Origin of the sequence: Microbacterium sp. 8M (assembly GCF_902506375.1) — a bacterium.
In the GTDB taxonomy this organism is placed as follows: Bacteria; Actinomycetota; Actinomycetes; order Actinomycetales; family Microbacteriaceae; genus Microbacterium.
On the sequence record NZ_LR733284.1, the window covers coordinates 368,964 to 393,461 of the forward strand.

At 71.0% G+C, this 24,498-nt stretch carries 28 protein-coding genes and 1 riboswitch; of the genes, 15 read left to right on the forward strand and 13 right to left on the reverse strand.

Annotated elements, in window-relative coordinates; all coding sequences use genetic code 11:
* Positions 1–109 precede the first annotated feature (109 nt).
* Both AERO9AM_RS01690 and AERO9AM_RS17620 read right to left on the reverse strand, forming a co-directional pair.
* A complete protein-coding gene (locus AERO9AM_RS01690; protein ID WP_159574601.1) occupies positions 110–1,474 on the reverse strand; it encodes a D-alanyl-D-alanine carboxypeptidase family protein in 1,365 nt (454 codons plus the stop codon).
* Between the two features lies 1 nt (position 1,475).
* Positions 1,476–2,009 carry a hypothetical protein gene (locus AERO9AM_RS17620; RefSeq protein ID WP_159574602.1) on the reverse strand — a complete coding sequence of 178 codons (534 nt, stop codon included), beginning with the start codon at positions 2,007–2,009 and terminating at the stop codon, positions 1,476–1,478.
* 144 nt (positions 2,010–2,153) lie between these two features.
* Positions 2,154–2,263, forward strand: a riboswitch (TPP riboswitch).
* Between AERO9AM_RS17620 and AERO9AM_RS01700 the strand changes: the two genes are divergently transcribed.
* The 3 genes from AERO9AM_RS01700 to AERO9AM_RS01710 all read left to right on the forward strand — a co-directional run bounded on the left by AERO9AM_RS01700 (position 2,259) and on the right by AERO9AM_RS01710 (position 5,228).
* On the forward strand, positions 2,259–2,897 hold the full coding sequence (locus AERO9AM_RS01700; RefSeq protein ID WP_159577308.1) for an ECF transporter S component: 639 nt from the start codon (positions 2,259–2,261) through the stop codon (positions 2,895–2,897). Its footprint overlaps the riboswitch before it by 5 nt.
* A gap of 1 nt (position 2,898) precedes the next feature.
* Positions 2,899–4,389 carry an ABC transporter ATP-binding protein gene (locus tag AERO9AM_RS01705; protein WP_159574603.1) on the forward strand — a complete coding sequence of 497 codons (1,491 nt, stop codon included), beginning with the start codon at positions 2,899–2,901 and terminating at the stop codon, positions 4,387–4,389.
* A gap of 53 nt (positions 4,390–4,442) precedes the next feature.
* Positions 4,443–5,228, forward strand: a complete 786-nt coding sequence (locus AERO9AM_RS01710; RefSeq protein WP_442923246.1) for an energy-coupling factor transporter transmembrane component T family protein — start codon at positions 4,443–4,445, stop codon at positions 5,226–5,228.
* A 164-nt stretch (positions 5,229–5,392) separates the two neighbouring features.
* Here the strand turns inward: AERO9AM_RS01710 and AERO9AM_RS01715 are convergent, their stop codons facing one another.
* A complete protein-coding gene (locus AERO9AM_RS01715) occupies positions 5,393–6,007 on the reverse strand; it encodes a TetR/AcrR family transcriptional regulator (RefSeq protein ID WP_159574604.1) in 615 nt (204 codons plus the stop codon).
* 199 nt (positions 6,008–6,206) lie between these two features.
* Here AERO9AM_RS01715 and AERO9AM_RS01720 point away from each other — a divergent pair, with 199 nt between their 5' ends.
* Positions 6,207–7,517, forward strand: coding sequence for an MFS transporter (locus AERO9AM_RS01720; protein WP_159574605.1), 1,311 nt, complete (start codon positions 6,207–6,209; stop codon positions 7,515–7,517).
* Between the two features lie 17 nt (positions 7,518–7,534).
* A complete protein-coding gene (locus AERO9AM_RS01725; RefSeq protein ID WP_159574606.1) occupies positions 7,535–9,316 on the forward strand; it encodes a glycoside hydrolase family 3 protein in 1,782 nt (593 codons plus the stop codon).
* An 80-nt stretch (positions 9,317–9,396) separates the two neighbouring features.
* On the opposite strand, the gene AERO9AM_RS01730 is transcribed toward AERO9AM_RS01725, so the two are convergent.
* Positions 9,397–10,185 (reverse strand): helix-turn-helix transcriptional regulator, encoded by a 789-nt coding sequence (locus tag AERO9AM_RS01730; RefSeq protein WP_159574607.1) that lies wholly within the window; start codon positions 10,183–10,185, stop codon positions 9,397–9,399.
* A 137-nt stretch (positions 10,186–10,322) separates the two neighbouring features.
* Between AERO9AM_RS01730 and AERO9AM_RS01735 the strand changes: the two genes are divergently transcribed.
* Positions 10,323–11,117: a class I SAM-dependent methyltransferase gene (locus tag AERO9AM_RS01735; RefSeq protein ID WP_159574608.1), complete on the forward strand. Its 795-nt coding sequence runs from the start codon at positions 10,323–10,325 to the stop codon at positions 11,115–11,117.
* Between the two features lie 190 nt (positions 11,118–11,307).
* Here AERO9AM_RS01735 and AERO9AM_RS01740 read toward each other — a convergent pair whose 3' ends face one another.
* Positions 11,308–12,198, reverse strand: coding sequence for a helix-turn-helix transcriptional regulator (locus AERO9AM_RS01740; protein WP_159574609.1), 891 nt, complete (start codon positions 12,196–12,198; stop codon positions 11,308–11,310).
* A 102-nt stretch (positions 12,199–12,300) separates the two neighbouring features.
* Between AERO9AM_RS01740 and AERO9AM_RS01745 the strand changes: the two genes are divergently transcribed.
* From AERO9AM_RS01745 to AERO9AM_RS01755, 3 genes are read left to right on the forward strand one after another with little or no spacing between them, the layout of a single operon-like run.
* Positions 12,301–13,548: a multidrug effflux MFS transporter gene (locus AERO9AM_RS01745; RefSeq protein ID WP_159574610.1), complete on the forward strand. Its 1,248-nt coding sequence runs from the start codon at positions 12,301–12,303 to the stop codon at positions 13,546–13,548.
* 11 nt (positions 13,549–13,559) lie between these two features.
* Complete coding sequence (locus AERO9AM_RS01750; protein ID WP_159574611.1) at positions 13,560–14,588, forward strand: zinc-dependent alcohol dehydrogenase family protein; 1,029 nt, start codon at positions 13,560–13,562, stop codon at positions 14,586–14,588.
* A 25-nt stretch (positions 14,589–14,613) separates the two neighbouring features.
* Positions 14,614–15,021 carry a (R)-mandelonitrile lyase gene (locus AERO9AM_RS01755; protein ID WP_159574612.1) on the forward strand — a complete coding sequence of 136 codons (408 nt, stop codon included), beginning with the start codon at positions 14,614–14,616 and terminating at the stop codon, positions 15,019–15,021.
* Positions 15,022–15,157: 136 nt separating this feature from the next.
* On the opposite strand, the gene AERO9AM_RS01760 is transcribed toward AERO9AM_RS01755, so the two are convergent.
* From AERO9AM_RS01760 to AERO9AM_RS01780, 5 genes are all read right to left on the reverse strand, one after another.
* Positions 15,158–16,282: a PQQ-dependent sugar dehydrogenase gene (locus tag AERO9AM_RS01760; RefSeq protein ID WP_159574613.1), complete on the reverse strand. Its 1,125-nt coding sequence runs from the start codon at positions 16,280–16,282 to the stop codon at positions 15,158–15,160.
* An 87-nt stretch (positions 16,283–16,369) separates the two neighbouring features.
* Positions 16,370–16,732 carry a hypothetical protein gene (locus AERO9AM_RS01765; protein WP_159574614.1) on the reverse strand — a complete coding sequence of 121 codons (363 nt, stop codon included), beginning with the start codon at positions 16,730–16,732 and terminating at the stop codon, positions 16,370–16,372.
* Between the two features lie 32 nt (positions 16,733–16,764).
* Positions 16,765–16,929: a hypothetical protein gene (locus tag AERO9AM_RS01770; RefSeq protein ID WP_201298556.1), complete on the reverse strand. Its 165-nt coding sequence runs from the start codon at positions 16,927–16,929 to the stop codon at positions 16,765–16,767.
* A gap of 112 nt (positions 16,930–17,041) precedes the next feature.
* Positions 17,042–17,287, reverse strand: a complete 246-nt coding sequence (locus AERO9AM_RS01775) for a hypothetical protein (RefSeq protein WP_159574615.1) — start codon at positions 17,285–17,287, stop codon at positions 17,042–17,044.
* A 120-nt stretch (positions 17,288–17,407) separates the two neighbouring features.
* A complete protein-coding gene (locus AERO9AM_RS01780) occupies positions 17,408–17,614 on the reverse strand; it encodes a CsbD family protein (protein ID WP_159574616.1) in 207 nt (68 codons plus the stop codon).
* Between the two features lie 189 nt (positions 17,615–17,803).
* Between AERO9AM_RS01780 and AERO9AM_RS01785 the strand changes: the two genes are divergently transcribed.
* Together AERO9AM_RS01785 and AERO9AM_RS01790 are read left to right on the forward strand one after the other, a co-directional pair.
* Positions 17,804–18,676, forward strand: a complete 873-nt coding sequence (locus tag AERO9AM_RS01785) for an SDR family oxidoreductase (RefSeq protein ID WP_159574617.1) — start codon at positions 17,804–17,806, stop codon at positions 18,674–18,676.
* A gap of 61 nt (positions 18,677–18,737) precedes the next feature.
* Positions 18,738–19,274: an FHA domain-containing protein gene (locus tag AERO9AM_RS01790; protein WP_159574618.1), complete on the forward strand. Its 537-nt coding sequence runs from the start codon at positions 18,738–18,740 to the stop codon at positions 19,272–19,274.
* A gap of 18 nt (positions 19,275–19,292) precedes the next feature.
* Here AERO9AM_RS01790 and AERO9AM_RS01795 read toward each other — a convergent pair whose 3' ends face one another.
* Positions 19,293–19,736: a rhodanese-like domain-containing protein gene (locus tag AERO9AM_RS01795; protein WP_159574619.1), complete on the reverse strand. Its 444-nt coding sequence runs from the start codon at positions 19,734–19,736 to the stop codon at positions 19,293–19,295.
* Positions 19,737–19,829: 93 nt separating this feature from the next.
* On the opposite strand from AERO9AM_RS01795, the gene AERO9AM_RS01800 reads away from it, so the two are divergent.
* Positions 19,830–20,291: an Lrp/AsnC family transcriptional regulator gene (locus AERO9AM_RS01800; protein WP_159574620.1), complete on the forward strand. Its 462-nt coding sequence runs from the start codon at positions 19,830–19,832 to the stop codon at positions 20,289–20,291.
* 33 nt (positions 20,292–20,324) lie between these two features.
* On the opposite strand, the gene AERO9AM_RS01805 is transcribed toward AERO9AM_RS01800, so the two are convergent.
* Both AERO9AM_RS01805 and AERO9AM_RS01810 read right to left on the reverse strand, forming a co-directional pair.
* Complete coding sequence (locus AERO9AM_RS01805; protein WP_159574621.1) at positions 20,325–20,546, reverse strand: hypothetical protein; 222 nt, start codon at positions 20,544–20,546, stop codon at positions 20,325–20,327.
* 32 nt (positions 20,547–20,578) lie between these two features.
* Positions 20,579–21,034, reverse strand: a complete 456-nt coding sequence (locus tag AERO9AM_RS01810; protein WP_159574622.1) for an SRPBCC family protein — start codon at positions 21,032–21,034, stop codon at positions 20,579–20,581.
* A 174-nt stretch (positions 21,035–21,208) separates the two neighbouring features.
* On the opposite strand from AERO9AM_RS01810, the gene AERO9AM_RS01815 reads away from it, so the two are divergent.
* Genes AERO9AM_RS01815 through AERO9AM_RS01825 form a run of 3 tightly spaced genes read left to right on the forward strand, consistent with a single transcriptional unit; the run spans position 21,209 to position 24,494 of the window.
* On the forward strand, positions 21,209–22,594 hold the full coding sequence (locus tag AERO9AM_RS01815; protein WP_159574623.1) for an ABC transporter substrate-binding protein: 1,386 nt from the start codon (positions 21,209–21,211) through the stop codon (positions 22,592–22,594).
* Positions 22,591–23,577: a carbohydrate ABC transporter permease gene (locus AERO9AM_RS01820; protein WP_159574624.1), complete on the forward strand. Its 987-nt coding sequence runs from the start codon at positions 22,591–22,593 to the stop codon at positions 23,575–23,577. Before AERO9AM_RS01815 ends, AERO9AM_RS01820 begins: the two co-directional genes overlap by 4 nt.
* Positions 23,571–24,494 carry a carbohydrate ABC transporter permease gene (locus AERO9AM_RS01825; RefSeq protein ID WP_159574625.1) on the forward strand — a complete coding sequence of 308 codons (924 nt, stop codon included), beginning with the start codon at positions 23,571–23,573 and terminating at the stop codon, positions 24,492–24,494. Before AERO9AM_RS01820 ends, AERO9AM_RS01825 begins: the two co-directional genes overlap by 7 nt.
* Positions 24,495–24,498: the final 4 nt, after the last annotated feature.

The following is a 24,498-nucleotide window of genomic DNA, read 5'->3' on the forward strand; positions in this document are numbered from 1 at the left end:
GCCTGGATCGATGCCGCTCAGTCGCACTTTCTGCGCTTCCCGGCGGTTCTTGCCGCAGAAAATGCGACCTGAACCGGGCAGGCCTCTCGGCGCCGGAGGGATCCGAGTCCTATCTGGCCAGGCCGAACAGCTCCAGGGGATGGGTCAGCCGCCACCACAGGCTCGGGCCCTTGAGCGCGGTGCGCAGCTCGAGCGGCACGGTGGTCGCGTCCAGGGGGCCTTTGAGGGCGAGAGTCCCGGCCTTGGCGCCGGCCTTCCAGTTCTCGCCGATCGCGAACTTCGTCGTGGCCGAGGCGGAGGCGCCGTTCCACAGCGTCACGCGGCCGTCCGCGCCGGCGACGATCTGCGACGTCTCGCCCCAGGCGGTGTCGACCGTGCCGAGGATGGCGCCCTCGGGCACCGTCTGCGGCTGGTTCTTCAGCGCCGCCTCGACGTCCGCGTAGAGCGTGCGCGACGCGTCCACCCGGCCCTCGTCGCTGTCCTGGCCGAGGGCGGCGACATAGATCCGCACCGTGGTGTCCCCATCGGCCACGTCCTTGGCGGAGAGCAGGTTGTAGCGTGTGGCGTCGCCGTCGCCGATCGTGCCGGTCTTGATGCCGACGATCCCGGCGTCGTTGATCAGGCCGTTCGTGTTCTCCACGGTGCCGGCGCCCGGCAGCTCCACGCTCTTCTGCTTCACGATCCCGGCGATCACCGGATTCTTCTCCGCGATCTCGCCGAGCTTGATGAGCGCACGCGGGGTGGCCACGTTTCCGAAGTCGAACCCGGACGGGGTCACCACCCGGATCTCGCCCAGGTCGTGCTGGCTCAGCCACTGGTTCGCAGCGGCGGCGTAGTTCTCGTCCGAACCCCACACCTCGCGCGCGAGACGGTCGGCGTAGTTGTTCGCCGAGCCCAGCAGGATCCCCTCGAACAGCTGATACTGCGTGAGGGATCCGTCCACGGGGACGTCCAGCGCCGACTGATCCTGCCGCAGGTAGTTCCAGTAGTCATCGCTGTCGGCCTGCGTGAACGCGAACGAGGGACCCTGCTCGCCCGGCTTCAGGGGCAGCTTTTCGAGGGCGGTGAGCACGGTCACGAGCTTCGTGATGCTCGCCATGGGCACCTGCTGCTCCGCGGAGGCCACGGTGCCGATGCCCTGCACGCTCACCGCGGCGCTGCCCGTGCTGGGCCACGCGACGGCGGCGGCCGGTGCGGCTGCCGGCTGGAACACGGCGGCGGTGGTCACGGGCTGGACGGCGTTGAGCGGCCAGAGCGCGGTGGTGGCGCCGTACGCGAGGGCGACGACCAGCAGGCCCGCGGGCGGCAGCAGCACGGCGGGCCGGGCGAGGCTGCGCCGTGGTGCGTCGTCGAGCAGCGCGCGCGCCGCCGCCGGCTCGATCGTGAACGACACCGCGCTGACGGCGGGCAGGCGGCGGCCGGCATAGCACCAGCCCCACCCGTCCGCGACGACGCGGGCCGCACCCGCGGTCATGTCAGACCTCGCGGCGCAGCTCGCCCGACGGACAAGTGCTCGAGTTCTCGCATGCGACGAAGCGCTTCGGCGTACTCACCGCCGTCGACGACCTCTCCGCCCGCATCGAGCCGGGTGCGGTGACCGCGTTCCTCGGACCGAACGGCGCCGGGAACAGCGGATGCTCGACCGGGCTGTCCTGCCGCGGGAACAGGGGGCCCGGCTCCGCGGCAGGCTTCGATGCCGGGAAGAGCCCCGCCGATCCGATGGCGCCCTCGGGCGTCGCGTCCGGCGCCGTGTCCGTGTCTGCGTCGTCCGGGGCGCCATTCTTGGGCGCCGTGTCGGGGATGGCGTCCTCGGCGGTCGCGTCCGACGCCGCGTCCGGGTCCGCGCCGTCAGGGGTGGCGTCGACGACGGTCGCGACATCCGCGTCGGAGGCCTCTGGCGCATCGAGCGTGGCGACGGCCGGTCCGGCCTCGCCGCCGAGCGCGTCGACCGGCGCGTCGACGCGCTCCGGCACGCCCGGAGCGGCCGCCGGGCCGTCGTCTTCGTTCACCCTCCTACCGTATCGGGCGGTCCGGCGGTTCGGCCGTATCCCGAGCGCCCGCTCACGGGCCGAGCGGCAGTGCGCGCCCGCGGCGCATGCGGCGTCATCTCGGCGACGCACGGTCGCGGTGCACCCCTGGCAGGGCTAAAATGGGCGGATCACCACGGGAGTCCGGCGAGCCGGGCTGAGAGGGAGCGAATCGCGCTTCGACCGTCGAACCTGATCCGGATCATGCCGGCGCAGGGAGGAGTTTCCATGATGCATTCAACGGCAACCGCACATAACGCGAACAGCGGGGCGGTCGCACCAAGGCTCACCTGGCGGGTCGTCGACATCGTCGTCGCCGCTGTGCTGGGCGTCGTGATCGGCCTGGTCTTCTGGGTCTGGAACACGATCGGGTACGCCTGGTTCACCGCGGCCGACGGGCTCACCCCGGGGCTCGGCGGCATCGCCGTCGGGATCTGGCTGCTGGGCGGCGTGGTCGGCGGACTCGTCATCCGCAAGCCCGGTGCGGCCCTCGTGGTGGAGGTCGTGGCGGCGATCGTCTCGATGCTGATCGGCAACATCTGGGGCGTCTCGACGGTGCTCGAGGGCATCGCCCAGGGTCTCGGCGCCGAGCTCGTCTTCGCCCTCTTCCTGTACCGCCGGTTCTCGCTGCCGGTCGCGGCTCTCGCCGGCGTCGGCGCCGCGGCCGGGGCCTGGCTGTTCGAGCTCTTCTACGGCAGCTCGCCGAACATCCTGAAGTCGGCCGTCTTCAACGGGATCTACCTCGGCACCCTCGTCGTCTCGGGTGCCGTGCTGGCCGGCGTGCTCGGCTGGCTGCTGGTGCGTGCGCTCGCCGCGACGGGCGCGCTCAGCCGCTTCGCCGCCGGACGCGAGCTGCGCCGCGAGGTCTGACATGACCGCGGGTGCGGCCCGCGTCGTCGCGGACGGGTGGGGCTGGTGCTATGCCGGCCGCCGCCTGCCCGCCGTCAGCGCGGTGTCGTTCACGATCGAGCCGGGGGAGCGCGTGCTGCTGCTCGGCGCATCCGGCGCCGGAAAGTCCACGCTGCTGACCGGGATGGCGGGTCTGCTCGGCGACGCCGAAGAGGGGGAGCGCACGGGCACGCTCCTCGTCGACGGCGCCACTCCGGAGAGCCGTCGCGGCCGGATCGGCCTCGTGCTGCAGGATCCGGATGCCGGCGTCGTGCTGAGCCGGGTCGGCGACGACGTCGCGTTCGGCTGCGAGAACCTCGGCGTCCCCGCAGAGCGGATCCCGGAGCGCGTGCGCGAGGCGCTCGACGCGGTCGGCCTCGAGGTGCCCCTGGACCACCGCACGGCCGCGCTGTCGGGCGGTCAGAAGCAGCGGCTCGCCCTCGCCGGCGCCCTCGCGATGCGCCCGGGCCTGCTGCTGCTCGACGAGCCGACCGCCAACCTGGATCCGGACGGGGTGCGCGAGGTCCGCGCCGCCGTCGAACGGGCCGTCGAGGCGACGGGCGCCACGCTCGTGGTCATCGAGCACCGCACCGCGGTCTGGGCCGACCTGATGACCCGCGTGATCGTGGTCAGCGCCGACGGCGGCCTGCTCGCCGATGGCACCCCGGACGAGGTCTTCGGCGTGCACGGCGATGCTCTCGCGGATGCCGGCGTGTGGGTTCCCGGGCATCCCGTCGACCTGCCCGTGCTGCCACCGGTCGACGAACTCTCCGCCGATCACGAGGGTGCCGTCCTCACCACCCGCGACCTCGCGATCACGCGCGACCGCCGCACGGCCGTGCAGACCGGGCTCGACCTCTCGGTGCCGGACGCCTCGGCGACCGTGATCGTCGGCCCCAACGGCGCCGGGAAGTCCACGCTCGCGCTCACGCTCGCCGGCCTCCTGGATCCGCTGCACGGCGCGGTGGAGGCGGCCGAACGGCTGCGCGGGCGGCGCGGGCTGGATCCGGTCCGCTGGACGTCGCGCGAGCTGCTCACCCGCATCGGGACGGTGTTCCAGGATCCCGAGCACCAGTTCCTCACGCAGACCGTGCGGGACGAGCTCGCCGTCGGTCCCCGCGCGCTCGGGCGGGACGCCGCCCGGGTCGACGCCGTGGTGGACGCGCTGCTCGAGCGGCTCGGCCTGACCGCGCTCGCCGCGGCGAACCCGTTCACGTTGTCGGGCGGGCAGAAGCGGCGGCTGTCGGTGGCGACGGTGCTCGCCGCCGCTCCCGCCGTCGTGGTGCTGGACGAGCCCACCTTCGGCCAGGACCGCCTGGGCTGGATCGGCATCGTGGGTCTGCTGCAGGAGGAGATCGCCCGGGGCACCGCGGTCGTAGCGGTGACCCACGACGCCGAGGTGATCCGTCACCTCGGCGGGCACCGCATCGAACTGGTGCCCGCCGTGGCCGGATCCGCGGAGCTGACGGCATGAGCACCGGGTTCGAAGAGCGCAGAACGCTCGATATGTCGGCCGGAAGCAGCCGATTGCGCGCTTCGGAACCGGATCCGGCCTCGCCGGCCTGGGTCGACGGCGTGAACCCGGTCACGCGGGTCGGCCTCTCGCTGCTGTTGTCGATCCCGCTGTTCGCGTCGATCGATGTCACGAGCGGACTCGTCGCGATCGGGCTGCAGCTGCTGTGCCTCCCGCTCACCGGCCTGCGCCTGGGAACCGTGCTGCGCCGGCTGGCGCTGCTGCTCGCCGTGGCTCCGGTCGCGGGCGTGAGCATGCTGCTCTACGCGGCGCCGGGCGGGCACGTCTTCTTCAGCGTCGGGGTCGCCCACATCAGCGAGGCGTCGATCCAGCTCGCGATCGCGGTGTCGATCCGCGTCGTGGCGCTCGGCCTTCCGACCATCCTGCTGTTCGCCCGCATGGATCCGACCGCGCTCGCGGATGCCCTCGCCCAGGTCGCGCACCTGCCCAGCCGGTTCGTGCTCGGCGTGCTCGCGGGCACCCGCATGCTGGGGCTGTTCCTCGACGACTGGCGCACGATGTCGCTCGCGCGCCGGGCGCGGGGAGTGGGCGACCGCGGGGTGCTGCGCCGGTTCTTCACGATGTCGTTCGTGCTGCTCGTCTTCGCCGTGCGCCGCGGGACCAAGCTCGCCCTCGCGATGGAGGCGCGCGGATTCGGATCCGCCATCCCGCGCACCTGGGCGCGCCCGTCTCGGCTGAGCGGCAGGGACGCGGTCGCGCTCGCCGGGGGTGCGGCCATCATGGCGCTGTCGATCGCGGCAGCCGTGTTGGCGGGCACCTTCGGGTTCGTCTGGTCTTAGCCCCTTCGTCTCGCGCCGCTCGTTCAGGGGGGCGGGGCGTGCTCGCTCCGCTGGTTCAGGGGGGCTGTCTTCACTCTTTTTTTTTTTCAAGCAGAAGACGGCATACGAGATGAGCGCTAGTCTCGTGGGCTCGGAGATGTGGATAAGGGACAGGGCTGGAGGGATCAGCGGGCGGGGTCGAGGGGCACCACGAGCAGCTCCTGGATGCGGCGGCGCACGGTCTCGGCCATGTCAACCGAGGTGGGATCCAGCAGCCATTGCAGTTGCAGCCCGTCCATGAGTGCGGTGAGCTCGGCCGCGGCGCGCTCCTCGTCCACGTTCGCAGCGAGATAGCCGGCCTCGCGGGCGTCGCGCAGGGCCTTCGCGGTGCCGGAGCGGATCCGCTGATAGCGGCGGACGAAGTACTCGTGCGCGGGGTGCGAGGGATCCGCCGCCTCAGCTGACAGCACGGCGTACAGGGCGATGATGCCGCCGACCTCCGTGTTGTGCCGGGCGAGGTCCACCATGCCGCGCAGCACGCCGATGCCGTCCGGCCCCTGCGAGCCATTGCGCCGGAACCGCTCGCGGTCCTCGCGGTCCCTGGTCTCCAGTACCGCCTCCATCAGCGATTCCTTGGTGGGGAAGTGGTGCGCGAGGCCGGCGCGCGAGATCTCGCAGACCTGCGCGATCTCGAGCATCGTGGCGCTGTTGAAGCCGACGCGCCCGAACAGCGCGGTCGCGGCGGCGATGATCCGCTCCCGCCGGGCCCTGCCCGTCGTGTATCCGCGTTCGGTCGTCATCGGTGTCCCATCGTATGCGTCCCCAGGGCGCCGGAGGGGATCGCGACCGCGGTGGGATCCACGGCCGGAATGCCGCTCAGGGCAAAAACCTACACTTGTGCCGGTTTTCATGCTAGCGTGCGAACAGCCGGTTCCGAGGGCGCGTCGAGCGCCTTCGTCGGCTCGACCCGAACCCACCGCTCGCCCCCAAGGACTGACAATGACGTCGACATCATCCGACACGCCCGAAGAGCTGCGTCCGCCCATCACGGAGACCACGTTCGTGGCCACCGCCTCCGGCGAGGACGACCCACCCGCTCCGGTCAAGGGCGTTCGACGCCTGCTGGCATGGATCATCCCGGCGAACTTCGCGATCTTCGTGATCTGGGGCGCGGTCCCCGGCATCCTGCTGCAGGCGCAGCTCATCGCGATGTTCCCCGACGAGAAGACCCAGGTCGCGAACATCGCGATCGTGTCCACGATCGGTGCCCTCGGCGCGATGATCGCCCAGCCCGCCGCCGGACAGCTGTCCGACCGCACCCGTTCGCGGTTCGGCCGCCGCGCCCCGTGGATCATCGCGGGCGCGATCGTGGGCGGCGCCGCGCTCATCGCCCTCGGGTTCATGAACAGCCTCGCGGGCATCATCGTCGCGTGGACGCTGATCCAGGTCGCCTACAACTTCGCGCAGGGTCCTCTCTCCGCGATCCTCCCGGACCGGGTTCCGGTCGCGCGCCGCGGCACGTTCGCCGCTCTCTCCGGCATCGGACTCATGTTCGGCGCGCTCGGCGGCCAGATCATCGGATCCCAGCTCGCGCACGCGATCACGCTCGGCTACATCATCTTCGCGGTGTTCGCGGTCGTCGTGCTGCTCGGGTTCGTCCTCGCGAACCCGGACCACTCCAGCCTCAACTTCCGGAACGAGCCGTTCAGCTTCGGCGAGTTCCTGCGCACGTTCTGGGTCAGCCCGATCAAGCACCCCGACTTCTTCTGGGCGTTCACGGGCCGCCTGCTGCTCTACACCGGATACTTCGCCGTCACCGGGTTCCAGCTGCTGATCCTGAAGAACTACCTCGGGGTGAAGGACCCGTTCTCCGTGATCCCGTTGCTCGGCATACTCAGTCTCGTCGGAATCCTCGTCGCCACGGTGATCTCCGGGCCGCTCTCCGACAAGGTCGGTCGGCGCAAGCCGTTCGTCTTCGGATCCTCCCTGCTCATGGCGGTCGCGCTGGTGTTCCCGATGATCGCTCCCTCCTACATGTCGTGGATGATCATGACCGTGATCAGCGGCTTCGGATTCGGCATGTTCCAGGCGGTCGACACCGCACTGATGAGCCAGGTGCTGCCGTCCGCGAAGAACTTCGCCAAGGACCTCGGCGTCGTGAACATCGCCGCGACGCTGCCGCAGACGTTCGCCCCCGGTGTCGCCGGCGCGATCGTGCTGGCATTCGGATACGGTGCGCTCTTTCCGATCGCGATCGTGCTGAGCGTGCTCGGCGCGGTCAGCGTCTGGTTCATCAAGTCGGTCAAGTAACCCCAGGAGAAGATGAGATGACGGACACCGTGAACGAGGCCGTGCTGCCCTACCGCGACGCCTCCCTGCCGATCGACGCGCGGGTCGAGGATCTGCTCGGCCGTATGGAGCTCGCCGACAAGGTGGGGATGCTGTTCCACACCATGGCGGCCTTCGCCGACTTCGAGGAGAGCAACCCGACGTTCGGCCTGCCCTCCCTCGCCTCCATGGTGCGCAAGCGCCGGATGAGTCACTTCAACCTGCTCGGCGCGGCTCCGGGCGGACGCGAGTTCGCCGCGTGGCACAACGCCCTGCAGCGCATGGCGCTGGACACCCCGCTCGGGATCCCGATCACGCTCTCGACCGACCCGCGGCACTCGTTCAGCGACAACCCCCTCACCTCCCTCATGGCGGGGCCCTTCTCGCAGTGGCCGGAGACGCTGGGCTTCGCCGCCCTCGGATCCCCCGAGCGCCTCGAGCGCTTCGCCGACATCGCGCGGCAGGAGTACATCGCGGTCGGGCTGCGCGTCGCGCTGCACCCGCAGATCGATCTGGCCACCGAGCCGCGCTGGTCGCGGATCGCGGGCACGTTCGGCGAGGACGCGGACCTCACGTCGCGCCTCGTCGTGGGCTACATCCGCGGATTCCAGGGCGCCGAGCTCGGCCCCGAGTCCGTGGCGACCATGGTCAAGCACTTCCCGGGCGGCGGTCCTCAGCTCGACGGCGAGGATCCGCATTTCGAATGGGGCAAGGAGCAGGTCTACCCGGGTGGTCAGCAGGAGTACCATCTGCGCCCCTTCATCGCGGCGATCGGCGCCGGCGCGACCCAGATGATGCCGTACTACGGTCAGCCGATCGGCACCGACTGGGAGGAGGTCGGCTTCGGATTCAACAAGGACGTGCTCACGGATCTGCTGCGCGACCGGCTCGGCTTCGACGGGATCGTCTGCACCGACTGGGGCCTGCTGACCGACGTCGTGGTGTTCGGTGCCGACATGCCCGCTCGCGCGTGGGGCGTCGAGCACCTCACCCGGCCGGAGCGCATGGTCAAGGCACTCGACGCGGGGATCGACCAGTTCGGCGGCGAGCTCTGCACCGAGGAGCTCCTCGGGCTCGTCCAACGGGGCGAGGTCTCGGAGGCGCGCCTGGACGTGTCGGTGCGACGCCTGCTGCGCGAGAAGTTCCGGCTGGGACTGTTCGAGAACCCGTTCGTCGACGAGGAGCACGCGGCCGCCGTCGTCGGTCGTGCCGACTTCGTCCAGGAGGGCCTGGACGCGCAGAGCGACTCGCTCACCCTGCTCACGAGCACGTCGGTCGACGGCGGATCCCCGATCCTGCCGCTGACGCGCGGCGTGAAGGTCTACGCCGAGGGCGTGGCCGCCGAGGTGCTCGCGCGTTACGCCGAGGTCGTCGCCGCCCCGGAGGAGGCGGACGTCGCGATCCTGCGGATCAAGGCTCCCTACGAGGACCGGGACCGCGGCGGGTTCAGCGACCTCTTCCACTCCGGCTCCCTGGAGTTCCCGGCCGAGGAGCATGCGCGACTGACGGCGATCGCCGAGGCCGTTCCCACGGTGATCGACATCTACCTCGACCGTCCCGCCGTGCTCGGCGGCCTGGAGGAGTCGGCGCGCGCCGCGCTCGCCGACTACGGAGCGTCGGACGAGGCCGTGCTGCGGGTGCTGTTCGGTGAGCGCGGTCCGCAGGGCTCGCTCCCGTTCGATCTGCCGCGCTCGGATGCGGCTGTCGCCGCGAGCCGCACCGATGTCGCGTTCGACACCGAGAACCCGACGTTCCGGTTCGGCCACGGCCTGCGGTACTGACGCCCTCATTCCCCGGGCGCCCCGAGATCTCGGGGCGCCCGGCACCACGAACGCCGTCTCCGGAGGGGGTGCGTTCGGGCTCAGGATGCAGGCAGCCAGAGCGTCATCCGCACGCCGTCCTCGGGCAGGTGCATCACCTCGTAGCGCCGCGCGGTGACCGTGCCGTCGGCGCTGCGCACGTGCGTGATGTCGCCACGCCGCCGCTGCACGAGGTGGCCGCTCCACCAGGTGCGGAACAGCGGGCTGGCAGCGCTCAGCTCCTCGACGAGGGCGACGAGCTGCGGATCCTGCAGGTCGTCCACGTTGGCCGCGCGCAGGTGCGCGACCGCGCCGCGGGCCAGCTCCTCCCACTCCACGAAGGTCTCCCGGGCGCGGGGGTCGAGCAGCAGCGACCGGCAGGTGTTGCGCTGCGCCGGCGGGAGGTCGGCGAGGCCCTCGTGCAGGGCGAGTCCCTCGGGGTTCGCGGCGACGACCGTGCTGAGCCGGTCCAGCACGTACGCCGGATTCGGCCGCACCGCGTCGACCAGCATCGTCATCCGGGCCACGAGAGCCTCGTCCTCCGCCGGGCTGACCGCGGCCTCGGGCCGGGGCGTGCCGGGATGGGCGTCGCGCAGGCGCCGCAGGTGATCGGCGGCGTCCCGGTCGAGCTGCAGGGCGCGCGCCAGGGCGTCGAGCACGGCGTCGCTGGGGTGCGCCTCCCGGCCCTGCTCCAGGCGCGTGTAGTAGTCGGCGCTGATGCCGGCGGCGGTCGCGACCTCCTCGCGGCGCAGGCCCGTGGTGCGGCGCCGGCCGCCCGACCGCGCCGCCCCGGCCTGCAGACGGGCGTCGGTGCGCCGGGCGCGCAGGAAGTCGCCGAGTGCGTTCGACATCCACAGCCTCCGGTGCTCAGCAGGACGGGATCCGCGCCGCGGGGGAGGGTGCGGCGCTCCTAGGAAGACTACGGTCTTCCCGCGCCCTGGATCGAACCGGAACGCTGGGGGGGAACACCCGACCCGGAGGAGAACCGATGGCCGCCTACACGCACGGACACCACGATTCGGTGCTGCGATCGCACCGCTGGCGCACCGCGCAGAACTCGGCCGCGTACCTGCTGCCGCACCTGCGCGCGACCGACCGTCTGCTCGACGTCGGCGCCGGACCGGGCACGATCACCGCGGACCTCGCCGAGCTCGTGTCCGAGGTCGTGGCGACCGAGATCGGCGAGGCCGAACTGCAGTTGAGCCGCACCACCGCCGCGGACCGGGGCCTGAGCAACATCGAGTTCCGCGTCGCCGACGTGCACGCCCTCGATTTCCCGGACGACAGCTTCGACGTGACGCACGCGCACCAGGTGCTGCAGCATGTCGCGGATCCCGTGCGGGCGCTGCGCGAGCTCGCCCGGGTGACGAAGCCGGGCGGGATCATCGCCGTGCGCGACAGCGACTACGGCGGCTTCCGGTGGTGGCCCGCCGTGCCGGCGCTGGACGACTGGCTCGATCTCTACTACCGCGCCGCCCACGCGAACGGCGGCGAGCCCGACGCCGGGCGGCGGCTGCTGGCCTGGGCGCACGCGGCAGGTCTCACCGACGTCGTCGCGACCTCGAGCACCTGGTGCTACGCGACCGCGGAGGACCGCGCGTGGTGGGGCGGCATGTGGGCGGACCGGATCCTCAACTCCGCGATCGCACCCCAGCTGCTGGAGTCCGGCGCCGCGACGCCCGCCGACCTGCAGCGCATCAGCGACGGCTGGCGCGAGTGGGCCGCGTCGGACGACGGCTGGATCTCGCTGCTGCACGGCGAGATCCTGTGCGGGGTGGGCTGAGCCGGATCCGGGGTTGTTCGTCGGCCGGGAAGATGGAAAACGTCGCTCCGGACGGGATCGGAGCGGCGAAAAGCATCTTCAGCGCGGCGCGCGTCGTCGCCGAAGATGGAAAACCTCGCTGCAAGGCGCTCTGGAGCAGCGAAAAGCATCTCCGGGCAGATACGGGTCAGCCCCCGCCCCCGGCGCCGGGTCAGTCGTCAGCCGCAGCGGCGGCGGAGCGCTCGTCGTCGTGCGTCGCCGCCCAGGACGCCAGCAGCCGGAGACGCTCGGCCGAAGGGGATCCGGGTTCGGCGGTGTAGACGAGCATCACGTTGCCGGGCTCGGCGGTGAGGGCGAGCTCCTCGTACGCGAGCGTCACCTCGCCCACGATCGGATGGTGGAAACGCTTCGTTCCCGCGCCGTGACGGCGCACGTCGTGCGCGGCCCACAGTCGGCGGAACACCTCGCTGCGGGTCGACAGCTCGCCGACGAGCTCCTGCAGTGCCGTGTCGTGCGGATCCCGCCCGGCCTCGGCACGCATCACCCCGACGCACATGTGCGCGAACAGATCCCAGTCGGGATAGAAGTCGCGCGACGCCGGATCCAGGAACTGGAAGCGGGCGAGATTGGGCGTGCGCCCGCCGTCGCCGATCACGGGCGCGTAGAAGGCGCGTCCGAGAGTGTTGGTCGCGAGCAGGTTCTGGCGCGGGTCGCGGACGAATGCGACGCCGTCGGTGATCGACGACAGCGCCCATTGCAGGCTCGGCCGCAGCGGCCCAGGCCGGGCTACGCGCCGACGCGCCCGCCCACTGGCGGGGATGCCGTCGGCGGCACGGGCCAGATCGAGCAGGTGGGCCCGCTCGGCGTCGTCGAGCTGCAGGGCGGCGGCGAGCGCATCGAGCACCGCGGCCGAAGCGCCGGCGATCGCGCCGCGCTCGAGCTTCGCGTAATACTCCACGCTCACGCCCGCGAGCGCCGCGACCTCACTGCGCCGCAGCCCGGCGACCCGTCGATTCGGGCCCGCCGGGATCCCGGCCGCGTCCGGAGAGACCCGCGCGCGACGCGTCATCAGGAACTCGCGCACCTCGGCCCTGTTGTCCATGCACAGCAGGCTATGCCGATCCGGCGCCGCCTGGGGTGCCCTTTCGGTACACCTCTCGTCAGGGACTCCCGCGCCCACGTACCGGCGAGGACAGTGGAAGCCATGACCGCTCCCGACACCACCCGCGCCGCACCCGCAACGGCCTCTCGGCTGCTGCCGCCGCTCCTGCTCCTGCTCACGGTGTTCGGCCCGATCTCGATGGATCTCTACCTCCCGGCGCTGCCCGCGCTCACCCGTGAGTTGGACGCGGCGACCTCGGTCGCGCAGCTCACCGTCACGGCGTGCCTGATCGGGTTGGCCCTGGGGCAACTGGTGGCTGGCCCGCTCTCCGACCGGTTCGGGCGGCGCGGGATCCTGTTGATCGGCATCGTCGCGTACGTCGCGACCTCCGTGCTCTGTGCGGCTTCGCCCACGATCGGCCTGCTGATCGCCGCCCGGCTGGTGCAGGGGCTGACCGGCGGCGTCGGGATCGTGATCGCGCAGGCCGCGGGCCGCGACGTCTACTCGGGAGGGGCGCTGATCCGCTTCTACGGTCGGCTGACCGTGATCGGTGGTTTCGCCGCCATCGTCGGGCCGCTGCTCGGCGGCATCCTGAACGCGGTCGCCGACTGGCGCGGGCTGTTCCTGTTCCTCGCCGGGATCGGCGCCGCGATCCTCGCGATCACCCTGGTCGTGTTCCGCGAGACGCTGCCGCGCGAACTCCGCACGACGGGCGGCCTCGGCCGCACCCTGCACGACTACCGCACGCTGCTCACCGACCGGGTCTTCCTCGGCGCGGTGCTCAACCAGGGCTTCCTCTACGCGGCGCTGTTCGCCTATCTGGCCGGTGCGACCTACGTGCTGCAGGACATCTACGGCCTCTCGCCGCTCGGCTACGCCATCGCGTTCGGCGCGAACTCGGCGGGCTACATGGTCTTCGGCTACCTCGCGGGCCGGGCCGCCGAGCGCTGGAGCGTGCGCGGCATCCTCTCGGTCGGGATCGCGATCGCCGGTCTCGGCGCCCTCGGGCTGCTGACTGCCGGGATCGCCCCGATGCCGCTCTGGGTCGTGATCGCGTCGCTGTTCGCGCTCGCGAGCGGGGTCGCGGTCGCCTCCCCGCCTGCGACGGCCCTCGCGCTCGTCGAGTACCCCCAGATCGCGGGCACGGCCTCGTCGCTGCTCGGCATGGTGCGCTTCGGCTTCGGCGGCGTCGCCGCACCCCTCGTCGGGATCGCCGGGGCGGCCAGCATCCTGCCCCTCGGCGTGGTCACCGTCGTCTCGACCGTCCTGGCCGCGGTCGCCTTCGCCGCTCTCGTCCGTCCGCGCCGCCGCTACGACCACAGCGGTGCTATCCCCATCCCCAACCTCTGAAGGAGAACACCATGCGTGGAGTCGTCCTGCACGCCGCCGGCGATGTCCGGACCGAGGAACTCGAGATGCCCGTCATCGTCGAACCGGCCGACGCGATCATCCGCGTCACCGCCACCTGCATCTGCGGATCCGATCTGTGGCCCTACCGGGGTGCCGAGCCGATCCATGCCGGAGGGCAGCGGATGGGACACGAGTACATCGGCGTCGTCGAGAGCGTCGGCGAGGAGGTGACGCGGATCCGCCCGGGTGATCATGTCGTCGGATCCTTCGTCGCCAGCGACAACACCTGCGAGATCTGCGCGGCGGGCTATCAGTCCCGCTGCGTCCACCAGGTGATGATGGGCTCGATCGGCACGCAGGCGCAGTACGCCCGTATCCCGCTGGCTGACGGCACGCTCGTCGTGACGCCGGGAGAGCCGCCGGCGGACCTCGTGCCCTCGCTGCTCGCCGCCTCCGACGTGCTCGGCACCGGATGGTTCGCCGCGGTGGCCGCCGAGGCAGGAGCGGGCAAGACGGTCGCCGTAGTCGGCGATGGTGCGGTCGGCCTGCTCGGCGTGCTCGCGGCGAAGCAGTTCGGTGCGGAGCGGATCATCGTGATGTCGCGCCATGCCGACCGCCAGGCGCTCGCCCGGAGCTTCGGCGCCACCGACATCGTCGAGGAGCGCGGTGAGGCCGGGGTCGCGCGCATCAAGGAGCTCACGGAAGGGCTCGGCGCGCACTCCACGATCGAGGCCGTCGGCACCCAGGAGGCGATGGACCAGGCGATCCGCGCCACCCGACCCGGCGGTCACATCGGGTTCGTCGGGGTCTCGCACGACGTAGCGCTCGACGGGTCGGAGCTGTTCTTCTCGAGCGTGCACGTGCACGGCGGTCCCGCGCCGGTCCGCCGGTTCCTGCCTGAGCTCATCGCGCTGATCTGGGAGCGCCGGATCGATCCCGGCGCCGTCTTCGACCTCACGCTCTCGATCGAGGACGCTGCGGAGGGCTACCGCGCCATGGACGAACGGCGTGCCACCAAGGTGCTGCTCACCACCGACTGATCGACGAACCGAAGGAGGATCCGCCGTGCAGATCGAACCCACCAGTCCCACCGTCAAGAACCCGCCGGAGCAGTTCCACGGCGACGTCTGGCTCGAGCGCATCGCGGCGCCGCATACCGCGGATCAGCGGATGACCGTCGCTCTCGTACGCTTCGCCCCAGGCGCGCGCACCGCATGGCACTCCCACGCCCGGGGGCAGTACCTGCGCGTCGTCAGCGGCGTCGCCCTCGTCGGCACTCGCGACGGCGTGGTGGTCGAGGTGCGTCCGGGACAGACGCTGTACACGCCGCCGGGGGAGGAGCACTGGCACGGCGCCACCGCGGACTGTTTCATGGAGCACCTCGCCATGCTCGAGGCCGGAGACGATCCGGCGACGACGACCGTGTGGAAGGAGCACGTGACAGACGCCGAGTACGCAGCGGTGCGCTCCTGACCAGCGGCGGGCGCTTCGTCGGTGACGTGCCGCCCCTCGTCGTCGGAAATGGAAAACGTCGCTGCGGGGCGCTCTGGAGCAGCGAAAAGCATCTCCGGGGCGTCGGTGTCCGGCCGGGAGCAGCCCGCCCGGCGATTCAGCCCTGCTCCGCAGGCAGCCACAGCAACCGGTCGTCGCCGTCGCGGGGCGCGCCCCGGCCGTCGGTGTTGTTCGTGAGCACCCACAGCCCGCCGCCCGGGGCGGCCACGACGTCGCGCAGCCGACCGAACTCCCCGGCGTAGACCGCGCGCGGTGCCGGATCCGCCGCGGCGAGGTCGACCGTCCAGAGGCGCTCGCCCCGCAGGGCCGCGATGTACGCCACGTCCGACACGATCGCGATGCCGCTCGGGCTGGCGTCGGCGGGGCGCCACACCGCGACCGGGTCGACGGCGTCGGGCGCGCTCGCCCGGCCCTCGTGGTCCGGCCAGCCGTAGTCGCCGCCCGGCTGGATCCGGTTCAGCTCGTCCCAGGTGTCCTGCCCGAACTCGCTCGCCCACAGCACCCCGTGGCTGTCCCAGGCGAGGCCCTGCACGTTTCGGTGGCCGAGGCTGTACACCGCGGTGCCGAACGGGTTCCCGGGCGCCGGTGCTCCCTCGGGGGTGAGCCGGAGGATCTTCCCGCCGAGGTAGTCGCGGTCCCGGGCGCGGTCGCGGTCGCCGGCGTCACCCGTGCCCACGTACAGCATCCCGTCCGGCCCGAAGGCGATGCGGCCGCCGTCGTGGTTCTGCGCCCGAGGGATCCCGGCGAAGATGACCTCGGTGGTGGCGGGATCCAGTCGCAGCGCGCCGGGGGAGCCCTCCAGACGCATCCGCACGACGCGGTTGTCGTCGCGGGTGGCGTGATAGGCGTACAGCCAGCGTGCGCCGTCATCGGCGCGCACCGCGATGCCGTTCAGACCCGCCTCGCCTCCGGAGACCACGCCCGGCACGGTGCCCGCATCGCGGAGGCCGCCGTCGGGGGTCCACTCCCGCACGCGCCCGTCCCCGCGCTCGGAGATGAGGGCGCCGGACCCCACGGGGGCGATGGACCACGGAGCGTTCAGGCCGGCGGCGAGCGTGGCTGGAACGGTCTGCGCGGGTGACGGCGAGGTCTGGTCGGCCGCGGTGCGCGTCGGGGCCGTGGTGGTGTCCGGGGACGACGGCGTGCAGGCCGCCAGGGCCAGAAGGACGAGGACCGCACCGAGTGCGGTGGGTAGGGATCCGAGGATCCGGGTGCAGCACATGATCGCCTCCCGACTTCCCTCTCCAGAATCCCTGCCGAACAGGGTTCTCGCCAGAGGTGGTCGGGAGGCGATCATGCCGCGGGGGCGTCAGGCCTTCTCGCCCTGGTCATCGTCGATCAGCGCGAGAAGATGCTTCAGCGCGTCCTCGATGCTGCGGTGGTGATACTGGCCGGCGCGGCTCTCGCCGGAGATCACGGCGCAGCGGTGCACGTCGGTGAAGTCGCCGTACGGGAAGAGATGGCGGCCCTTCGTGCCCTCGTTCTCGTCGGTGTCCTCACCGAGGAACCAGAGCGCGTACTCGTCCATGCCGTGCGCATCGATGTACTCATTGCCGTCATCGGCGCTGGGCGCGTGCTCGCTCCAGTCGTCCCGCTGATCGTGCACCACGTGCTTGTCCCGCACGAGCGATTGCGCGTGGTGCAGAGCCTTCTCGTTGAGCTTCACGGTCATCGGCGGCTCCTTCCGCTCTCATCGGATGCCGGTCAGGGCGTGCGGCTCCCGGTGATGGAGCGGATCAGCCACGCGATCACGGCGAGGACGAGCAGCACGAGTCCCACCCAGAGCAGGAAGTTCAGGGACTGCACGAGGCCACCCGTGATGGCCAGGATGATGGCGACGACGATGATGATGATGAAGAGGATGTTCATGACGGACTCCTTCCACGGGCCGCGGGTGCGACCGACGATTCACCGTAGGCGGCAGCCGCCTCGCTCGCCCAGGGGCTTGACGGCGGGGGTCTCGCGGTGGCAAGGGCCCCGATCAGGCGGGCTCGCCCGCCAGATCGGCCGAAGACGGGGCGCTGCGCACCGCTTCCAGCACATCGGCGACCGTCGCATAGCGGCGTCGGGCCGTGACGGGCCGGAGCCAGACCACCTCGACCTGATCGGCTGAGACCCGGCTCACGCACGCGACGGTGTGCCGTGCATCCGTGCGGTCGAACCGGTCGTCCAGGATCAGCCACTCGCTCTCGGTCAGGCGGCGCATCTCGAATCGGGGGCTTGTCATCGTCGACATGTCGTTCCCATCTGTTGCGCCCAGCCTGGACCGGCAGGCCGCCGGAGTCACGCCACTTGACAGCGCTCCCCGCCGGGGGTTACCGCTGCACGCACCGGGGCGACGGACCGCTCAGCCGCCCATCTCGTCCTCCTCGTCGTCGGCCGCCTGATCCGCCGCTTCGAGTGCCTTGTCGATCGCGCGCTCCCGCTTCGCCCGCTCCTCCTCATCGGCGCCACGGGCCTCCAGATCCTCATCGCCGAGCACCCTGCCGATCTCGCGCTTGGTCCTGCCGGACAGCTCCTCCACCCGGTGCCGGGCCTCATCACGCAGTGCCATGTCGCTCCTCTCCTCTCCTGGGCGACGCTCGCACCCCCCTGTCCGCCGTGCGAACGGGTTGACAGGATCCGGGCACGTGTCCTCCGTCCCCCCTACGCATCGCCCGCGCGGGCGTCAACCCCCTCGTAGAGCGCCGCCCGCGCGCTTAACGTGCCGGGCATGAGCCACAGGACCATCGATTCGCGCACCATGACCGATCCACGAACGAAGTACGCCCCGCTCCAGGATCCACTCGAGCCGGGCAACAACCAGCCGGGTCTGCTGGACGAGACGCATCCGCGGCCCGACCACGGCGAGGACAGCTATGTCGGATCCGGCCGGCTGCCCGGGCGCCGTGCACTGATCACCGGGGGCGACTCCGGGATCGGACGGGCGGTGGCCATCGCCTTCGCTCGCGAGGGAGCGGATGTCGCTCTCAGCTATCTGCCCGAGGAGCAGGAGGACGCGGAGGAGACCGCCGAGTGGATCCGCAAAGCGGGACGCCAGGCCGTCCTGCTTCCGGGCGACCTCACCGAGGAGCAGCAATGCCAGGAGGTGATCGCCGACGCCGCGGAGAGCCTCGACGGGCTCGACATCCTCGTGCTGAACGCCGGGTACCAGCGCAGCCGCGGCGAGGTCGACGAGATCCCCACGCCGGAGTTCGACCGCGTGATGCGCACCAACCTCTATGCGCCGTTCTGGCTCGCCCGGTCCGCCCTGCCGCACCTGCCCGCCGGCGCGTCCATCATCGTGACCACTTCCATCCAGGGGTACGACCCGTCGCCCGGGCTGTTCGACTATGCGCTGACGAAGGCGGCACTCGTCGCGTTCGTGCAGATGCTCGCCGAGCAGCAGGGCCCGCACGGCATCCGGGTGAACGGCGTCGCACCCGGCCCGATCTGGACGCCGCTGATCCCTGCGACGGGGTGGCCGAAGAAGCTGCCCACGTTCGGGGAGGACACCCCGCTGGGGCGAGCCGGACAGCCCGCCGAACTCGCCGGCGCCTACGTGTACCTCGCCTCGGAGGAGGCGTCGTACGTCTCCGGCGGCATCATCCCCGTCACGGGAGGACGGCATCTCTGAGCCCGCGCCGGCCCCCGGCGATCCACGCACCCGTCTCGGCGATCCACGGAAGGAAGACGACATGAACGACACCCAGGAGCAGACCGGACCGACGACGCACGCGGGATGGGGCGCGGGGCACCCGCGCCTGCTGGTCTCGTCGCAGGACAGCCGCCTCGTGTTCGAGATCCCCGACGACGGGGCGCGGATCGGCTCGGCGCAGGACTGCGATCTCCGTCTTCCCGGCACGGATCCGGTGCACGCCTCGATCCGGCACGACTCGAACGACGAGTACGTGCTCTCCATGCACGGAGAGGGCGAGACGAGCGCGAACCTCGAGAAGGCGCAGGATGAGGAGCTCCGCAGCGACGAGATCCTGCGCACCGGGGCCCGGTTCACGCTGGGACCGTGGCGCCTCGTGTTCATGCGCGACGAGTTCGCCGATCACGGCCGGCCCTTCGGCGGGCGGCTGGGCGGCGAGTACTCCGACCAGACGATCCAGCCGCCGCGCCCCGATTACCGGGAGCAGTCGCCCGGTGCCCGTGCCGCGTCGCGCGAGGAGCAGGGCGAGGCGGTGGACGGAGAAGGCCACGCCGACCCGGACGCGGGCCAGCCGTAGTCGAACGGCCGGTCGTCGTCAGCAGTCGCAGGTGATCGCGTCCAGCGGCGCGGTCAGCGGGTCCTTGGCGCGGAGGACCGGACCGTGGTCGTCCTCCACCGGATAGCCTTCCCTGGCCCAGTACTCGAAACCGCCGATCATCTCCTTGACCCGATATCCGAGCTTCGCGAACTCCAGGGCGGCGCGGGTGGAGCCGTTGCAGCCGGGACCCCAGCAGTACGTCACGACCGGCACATGCAGCGGGATCTCGCGCGGTGCGCGGTCAGCGATCTCCGCCGTCGGCATGTGCATCGCGCCCACTATCCGCCCCTGACTCCACGCGGCCTGGCCGCGGGAGTCGACGAGCACGAACGCGGCGCCGCTCTCCTGGTCGGCGTGCACGTCGGAAGCGTCGGTCTCGAAGGACAGCTTGCCGGCGAAGTGGGAGATGAGCAGGTCCGTGGGGAGCGCGGTGATCGTCATGGCTGAAACGCTATTCACGCACCAGCCGGATCTGAAGGCCCGATCCACGGCAGACGGAGCGGATCGGCGTGGATTTGATGGCAGTCTTTCCTCATGGCCGTGAATCTCCCGTTCGAGCCCGACAAGGTCGACACCGCGATCCTGAAGGCCCTGCAGACCAACGGCCGGCAGAGCATCGCGGACCTCGCCCGCGGCATCAACATGAGCCACAGCGCTGCCGCGGAGCGGGTGCGCCGGCTCGAGGAGGCCGGGGTCATCAGCGGCTACGCGGCACAGATCGACCCCGAACGGCTCGGCTTCACGATCCTCGCCTACCTGAGGCTGCGCTATCCCAGCAGCGTCTACGAGCCGCTGCACACGCTGCTCGCCGGGATCCCGGAGGTCGTCGAGGCGCACCACGTCACCGGCGACGACTGCTTCATCATGAAGGTCGTCGCGACCGGCATGAAGCACCTCGAGCAGATCAGCGGCCGGATCGGCACGCTCGGCAGCGTCACCACGAGCGTGGTCTACTCGTCACCGCTCCCGCCGCGCCCCTTGCTCCCGCCCGGTTGAGCGCTCGGGGCGTCCGCAACGTCGCGGCACCCGCTAGTCGACCATCTCCTGCTGAGTGCGGATGAACCGGCGGTCGCCGTCGCTGAGCCGCGCGGACGGATCGACGGTCGCATCCGTGATCCGCTCGATCTCCTCGCGGACCTCGTCGGGCACGACGCCCTCGTCCGCGTCCTCGAGCAGCTGCTTGGATCGCGCGGACAGCCGCGGCCACCACTGGTGGATCTCCGGCAGCATCGGGATCTCTGGCTGGGACATGGTGTGCTCCTCTCGTGGCGGGACCGGGCCGTTCACAGCGGGACCGGTGGCTCGGACTCCTGGCCGTCCTCGACGCGATGCTTGAACTCCAGCAGGTCGCGCTCCGCGATCTGCCGATCGATGCCGAGCCGGGCGCCGGTGCGCTCCAGGAAGGACTCCGGAACCCACACCAGGCGCAGCTCCAGGCGGGTGCGATCAGGGCCCAGGGGCGTGAACATCACGATGCCGTTGTGCTGCTTGCCGGCGTCGCTCGTCCAGCTGATCTGCTGGTTCGGGACGTCCTCCACGGTCGTGGCGTAGAAGGAGCGGCGCAGCCCGCCGACCCGGGCATCCCAGTGCGTGACGTCGTCGTCCACGCGCTCGACGCGCTCGACGCTGGGCAGAAGAGCGGGGAGATCCTCGAAGTCGGTCCAGCGGCGGTACACCTCGTCCGCCGGCTTCGCGATCTCCACCGCGGCATCCATCGTGCTGATCATGATGCTCTTCATGGCGCCACGCTAGGCGCCGACGCCGCTTCGCGCGCAGGGGTTCCGGTCGGCGGCGGGGCGACGTATCATCGCCAGTCCCCAGGTCTAGCCCGAAGCGCTTCTCAGATCAACCCCCTGTCCGGCGGCCCGCAGTCCTGCCATCGTGCGGTGCACACCCCAATGGAAGGACGGATCATGAGAGCTCGGGCAGGGCGGAAGGCAGGTGCCGTCGCGGTGCTGGCGCTGGCGATGATCGCGAGCGGCTGCGCCGTCGGAACGGGCGGCGGCTCAGGCGCCGACGTGAAGTACTCGCGGGATGAGGCGCTGCACGGCGACCTCACGATCATGGGGTTCTCCGGGGTCGACGAGATCGCGACGACGCGCATGGACGACGCCAAGAAGGGCCTCGGCGGCGTGACCGTCAAAGCGGCTGAGGGCGACTTCGACCTTCAGCAGTTCCTCTCGTCCGTCGCGGCCGGGAAGCCGCCGTCCCTCATCTACGTGAGCCGGAACCAGGTCGGATCCCTCGCGGCCCGTGGTGCGATCCTGCCACTGGACGCGTGTGTCGACGGGGAGAAGATCCCGAAGGACGACTTCATCCCCTCCGCGCTCGCGCAGGTCACCCTGGACGGGCACGTGTACGGGATCCCGGAGTTCGACTCGGTGCAGATCGTGATGGCCAACCGCTCCCTGCTCGACAAGGCGGGCAAGAAGCTCTCCGACGTGAACGGCAGCGACTGGGAGGCGATGAGCAAGGCGGCCACGGCGCTCACCGCGCACGCCGGATCCGGGCTGTCCGTGATCGGCGTCGACACCAAGCTCCCCGAGTTCCTGCCGCTGTGGGCGAAGGCCAACGGCGCCGACCTGATCTCGGCGGACGGCCGCAAGGCCCAGCTCGACGATCCGAAGGTGGTCGAAGCCCTCACCTGGGCGGCCTCGATCTACAAGGACGAGGGCGGGTTCGGCGCGGTCAAGGCGTTCCGTGACTCGGCCGACTTCTTCGGGGCCGGCAACCAGTTCGCGACCGGCACGCTCGGCGCGATGCCGATGGAGCAGTGGTACGTGAACGTGCTCAACGAAGTCTCGCCGGACGCCCCGATGGCCTTCGACACGGTGCACGAGCGCAAGGGCGGCCCGATCGCCTTCGCCTCCGGATCCGCCTGGGCCATTCCCGCCAAGAGCGCGAATCCTCAGGCCGCGTGCCGCTTCGCCCGCATCATGACCTCGACGCAGGCGTGGATGGACGCGGCGAAGGCGCGTGCGGACGCCAGGACGAAGGACGGCAAGGCCTTCACCGGCGTGCTGACCGGCAACCGCGCCGTCGACGAGAAGATCAAGCCCATGACCGAGGGGGCGGCCGAGCCCTGGGCGTCGGCGATCTCCGCGATGTACACGGCGGACCAGCACACCTTCTCGCTCCCGGCGAACCCGGCGGACGCGGAGTTCACGGCCGCGATGAACGACGCCGTCAACGCCGTCCTGAACGGCCAGAAGTCGCCGAAGGACGCGCTCGCCGCGGCCCAGAAGCAGGCGCAGCAGGCCCTCGACAAGGGCTGGGCGGCGCTGGAGAAGAAGAAGTGACCACGGGTGCCTCCGCGCGCGTCGCGGCGCCGCCACGATCCGCCGGACGCCGCACGTCGCGCGAAAGCCGTGGCCGCCGTGGCCGCGGCCGGCGCCGCGACACCGCTGCGGCGTTCCTGTTCCTGTCCCCCTGGCTGGTCGGGTTCTGCGTGTTCACCGCCTGGCCGCTGCTGTACAGCGTGGTGCTCTCGTTCACCGACTACGACGTCATCCAGGATCCGTCGTTCGTCGGCGGGGCGAACTACGCGCAGCTGGTGGCGGATCCGAAGGTGCTGACCTCGCTGGGCAACACGTTCGTCTACACGGCGCTCATGGTGCCGCTGCACGTGCTCACCGCGCTCGCGCTGGCGCTGCTGCTGAACCGCGCGGGCCGGAGCGCGGGCTTCTTCCGCACCGCGTTCTTCCTGCCGAAGATGACACCGCCGGTCGCCGTCGGGGTGCTCTTCCTGCTGCTGTTCAACGGGCAGAAGGGCGTCATCAACGGGGTGCTGTCCTGGTTCGGGATCCAGGGACCCGCGTGGACGACGGATCCGGCGTGGGTCAAACCGGGGCTCGTGCTGATGAGCCTGTGGAGCGTGGCGGCCTCGGTCGTCATCCTGCTCGCCGCACTGCAGGCGGTGCCGCAGGAGGTGCTCGACGCCGCGGCCGTCGACGGCGCCGGGTTCTGGCGCCGCACGTTCGGGGTGGTCGTGCCGATGATCAGCCCGGCGCTGTTCTTCGTCATCGTGGTCAGCACGATCGCGGGCCTGCAGACGTTCGACGAGGCCTACGCCGCGTTCTTCGGCGCGGGCAACACCACCTACGGCAACGACGCGGCGCTGTTCTACGTCATCTACCTCTTCCAGCAGGCGTTCCAGTTCCTGGACATGGGATACGCCTCCGCCATGGCCTGGCTGCTGTTCCTGCTCATCATGGCGGTCACCGTGGTGCAGGTCGTGCTGTCGCGGCGGTTGGTGCATTACGAGGGGCGCGAGTCATGGTGAGCACGACAGCCGCACCCCGGGTGGGGCCGGAGACCCCGTCGGAGCCCGCCGCCACGAGCCTGGCGCCGGGGGCGCGACGGCCGCGCCTGCGCCGCCTCGTCGGGCGCGTCCTCACGCTGACCGCGCTCACCGTGCTCGCGGTCGTCTTCATCTACCCGTTCCTCTGGCTGATCAGCGCCTCGCTGAAGCCGCGCGGCGACGTGTTCGACAACCGGCTCATCCCGCGCACGCTCACGCTGGACAACTACGTGCGCGTCTGGCAGGAGGCGCCGGTCGGGCTGTGGCTGCTCAACACGGTAATCGTGACGGTGCTCGCCGCGACGACTGTGACGTTGAGCAGCGCGATGGTCGCGTGGGCCTTCGCCTACTACCGGTTCCCCGGGCGAAACGTGCTGTTCGGCCTGGTCCTGGCGACCATGATGCTTCCCGGCGCGGTCACGATGATCCCGACCTTCCTGATCTGGAACGCCGTGGGCGCCGTCGGCACCCTCGTGCCGCTATGGGCGCAGAACCTCTTCGGCAGCGCGTTCTACATCTTCCTGCTGCGGCAGTTCCTGCTCGGGATCCCGCGCGACTACTTCGACGCCGCGCGTGTGGACGGCGCCGGCCATCTCACGGTGTTCTGGCGCATCGTGCTGCCGCTGGCGCGCCCGGCCCTCGCAGTCACCGCCGTCTTCGAGGTGCAGGCGGCGTGGACCGATCTCATGCGCGGGCTCATCTACCTGCGCGATTCCTCGACGTACACGATCCCGCGGGGGTTGAAGGCCCTTATCGACGCGTTCGGATTCGGCGGAGAATGGCATTGGGAGATCATCGTGACCGCCAGCGTCATCACCACCGTGCCGCTGCTCGTCCTCTTCGCCGTGGCGCAGCGGCAGATCGTGCAGGGGCTCAGCGCGGGCGGTCTGAAAGGCTAGAAGG

Excerpts from the sequence above, each read along its gene's own strand:
- AERO9AM_RS01815 (WP_159574623.1), top strand. The coding sequence starts at position 21,209 with ATGAGAGCTCGGGCAGGGCGGAAGGCAGGTGCCGTCGCGGTGCTGGCG.
- AERO9AM_RS01805 (WP_159574621.1), bottom strand. The coding sequence starts at position 20,546 with ATGTCCCAGCCAGAGATCCCGATGCTGCCGGAGATCCACCAGTGGTGG.
- AERO9AM_RS01750 (WP_159574611.1), top strand. The coding sequence starts at position 13,560 with ATGCGTGGAGTCGTCCTGCACGCCGCCGGCGATGTCCGGACCGAGGAA.
- AERO9AM_RS01700 (WP_159577308.1), top strand. The coding sequence starts at position 2,259 with ATGCATTCAACGGCAACCGCACATAACGCGAACAGCGGGGCGGTCGCA.
- AERO9AM_RS01825 (WP_159574625.1), top strand. The coding sequence starts at position 23,571 with ATGGTGAGCACGACAGCCGCACCCCGGGTGGGGCCGGAGACCCCGTCG.
- AERO9AM_RS01760 (WP_159574613.1), bottom strand. The coding sequence starts at position 16,282 with ATGTGCTGCACCCGGATCCTCGGATCCCTACCCACCGCACTCGGTGCG.
- AERO9AM_RS01740 (WP_159574609.1), bottom strand. The coding sequence starts at position 12,198 with ATGGACAACAGGGCCGAGGTGCGCGAGTTCCTGATGACGCGTCGCGCG.
- AERO9AM_RS01765 (WP_159574614.1), bottom strand. The coding sequence starts at position 16,732 with ATGACCGTGAAGCTCAACGAGAAGGCTCTGCACCACGCGCAATCGCTC.
- AERO9AM_RS01795 (WP_159574619.1), bottom strand. The coding sequence starts at position 19,736 with ATGACGATCACCGCGCTCCCCACGGACCTGCTCATCTCCCACTTCGCC.
- AERO9AM_RS01790 (WP_159574618.1), top strand. The coding sequence starts at position 18,738 with ATGAACGACACCCAGGAGCAGACCGGACCGACGACGCACGCGGGATGG.
- AERO9AM_RS01715 (WP_159574604.1), bottom strand. The coding sequence starts at position 6,007 with ATGACGACCGAACGCGGATACACGACGGGCAGGGCCCGGCGGGAGCGG.
- AERO9AM_RS01725 (WP_159574606.1), top strand. The coding sequence starts at position 7,535 with ATGACGGACACCGTGAACGAGGCCGTGCTGCCCTACCGCGACGCCTCC.
- AERO9AM_RS01800 (WP_159574620.1), top strand. The coding sequence starts at position 19,830 with ATGGCCGTGAATCTCCCGTTCGAGCCCGACAAGGTCGACACCGCGATC.
- AERO9AM_RS01735 (WP_159574608.1), top strand. The coding sequence starts at position 10,323 with ATGGCCGCCTACACGCACGGACACCACGATTCGGTGCTGCGATCGCAC.
- AERO9AM_RS01770 (WP_201298556.1), bottom strand. The coding sequence starts at position 16,929 with ATGAACATCCTCTTCATCATCATCATCGTCGTCGCCATCATCCTGGCC.
- AERO9AM_RS01690 (WP_159574601.1), bottom strand. The coding sequence starts at position 1,474 with ATGACCGCGGGTGCGGCCCGCGTCGTCGCGGACGGGTGGGGCTGGTGC.
- AERO9AM_RS01785 (WP_159574617.1), top strand. The coding sequence starts at position 17,804 with ATGACCGATCCACGAACGAAGTACGCCCCGCTCCAGGATCCACTCGAG.
- AERO9AM_RS01775 (WP_159574615.1), bottom strand. The coding sequence starts at position 17,287 with ATGACAAGCCCCCGATTCGAGATGCGCCGCCTGACCGAGAGCGAGTGG.
- AERO9AM_RS01745 (WP_159574610.1), top strand. The coding sequence starts at position 12,301 with ATGACCGCTCCCGACACCACCCGCGCCGCACCCGCAACGGCCTCTCGG.
- AERO9AM_RS01730 (WP_159574607.1), bottom strand. The coding sequence starts at position 10,185 with ATGTCGAACGCACTCGGCGACTTCCTGCGCGCCCGGCGCACCGACGCC.
- AERO9AM_RS01705 (WP_159574603.1), top strand. The coding sequence starts at position 2,899 with ATGACCGCGGGTGCGGCCCGCGTCGTCGCGGACGGGTGGGGCTGGTGC.
- AERO9AM_RS01780 (WP_159574616.1), bottom strand. The coding sequence starts at position 17,614 with ATGGCACTGCGTGATGAGGCCCGGCACCGGGTGGAGGAGCTGTCCGGC.
- AERO9AM_RS01720 (WP_159574605.1), top strand. The coding sequence starts at position 6,207 with ATGACGTCGACATCATCCGACACGCCCGAAGAGCTGCGTCCGCCCATC.
- AERO9AM_RS01810 (WP_159574622.1), bottom strand. The coding sequence starts at position 21,034 with ATGAAGAGCATCATGATCAGCACGATGGATGCCGCGGTGGAGATCGCG.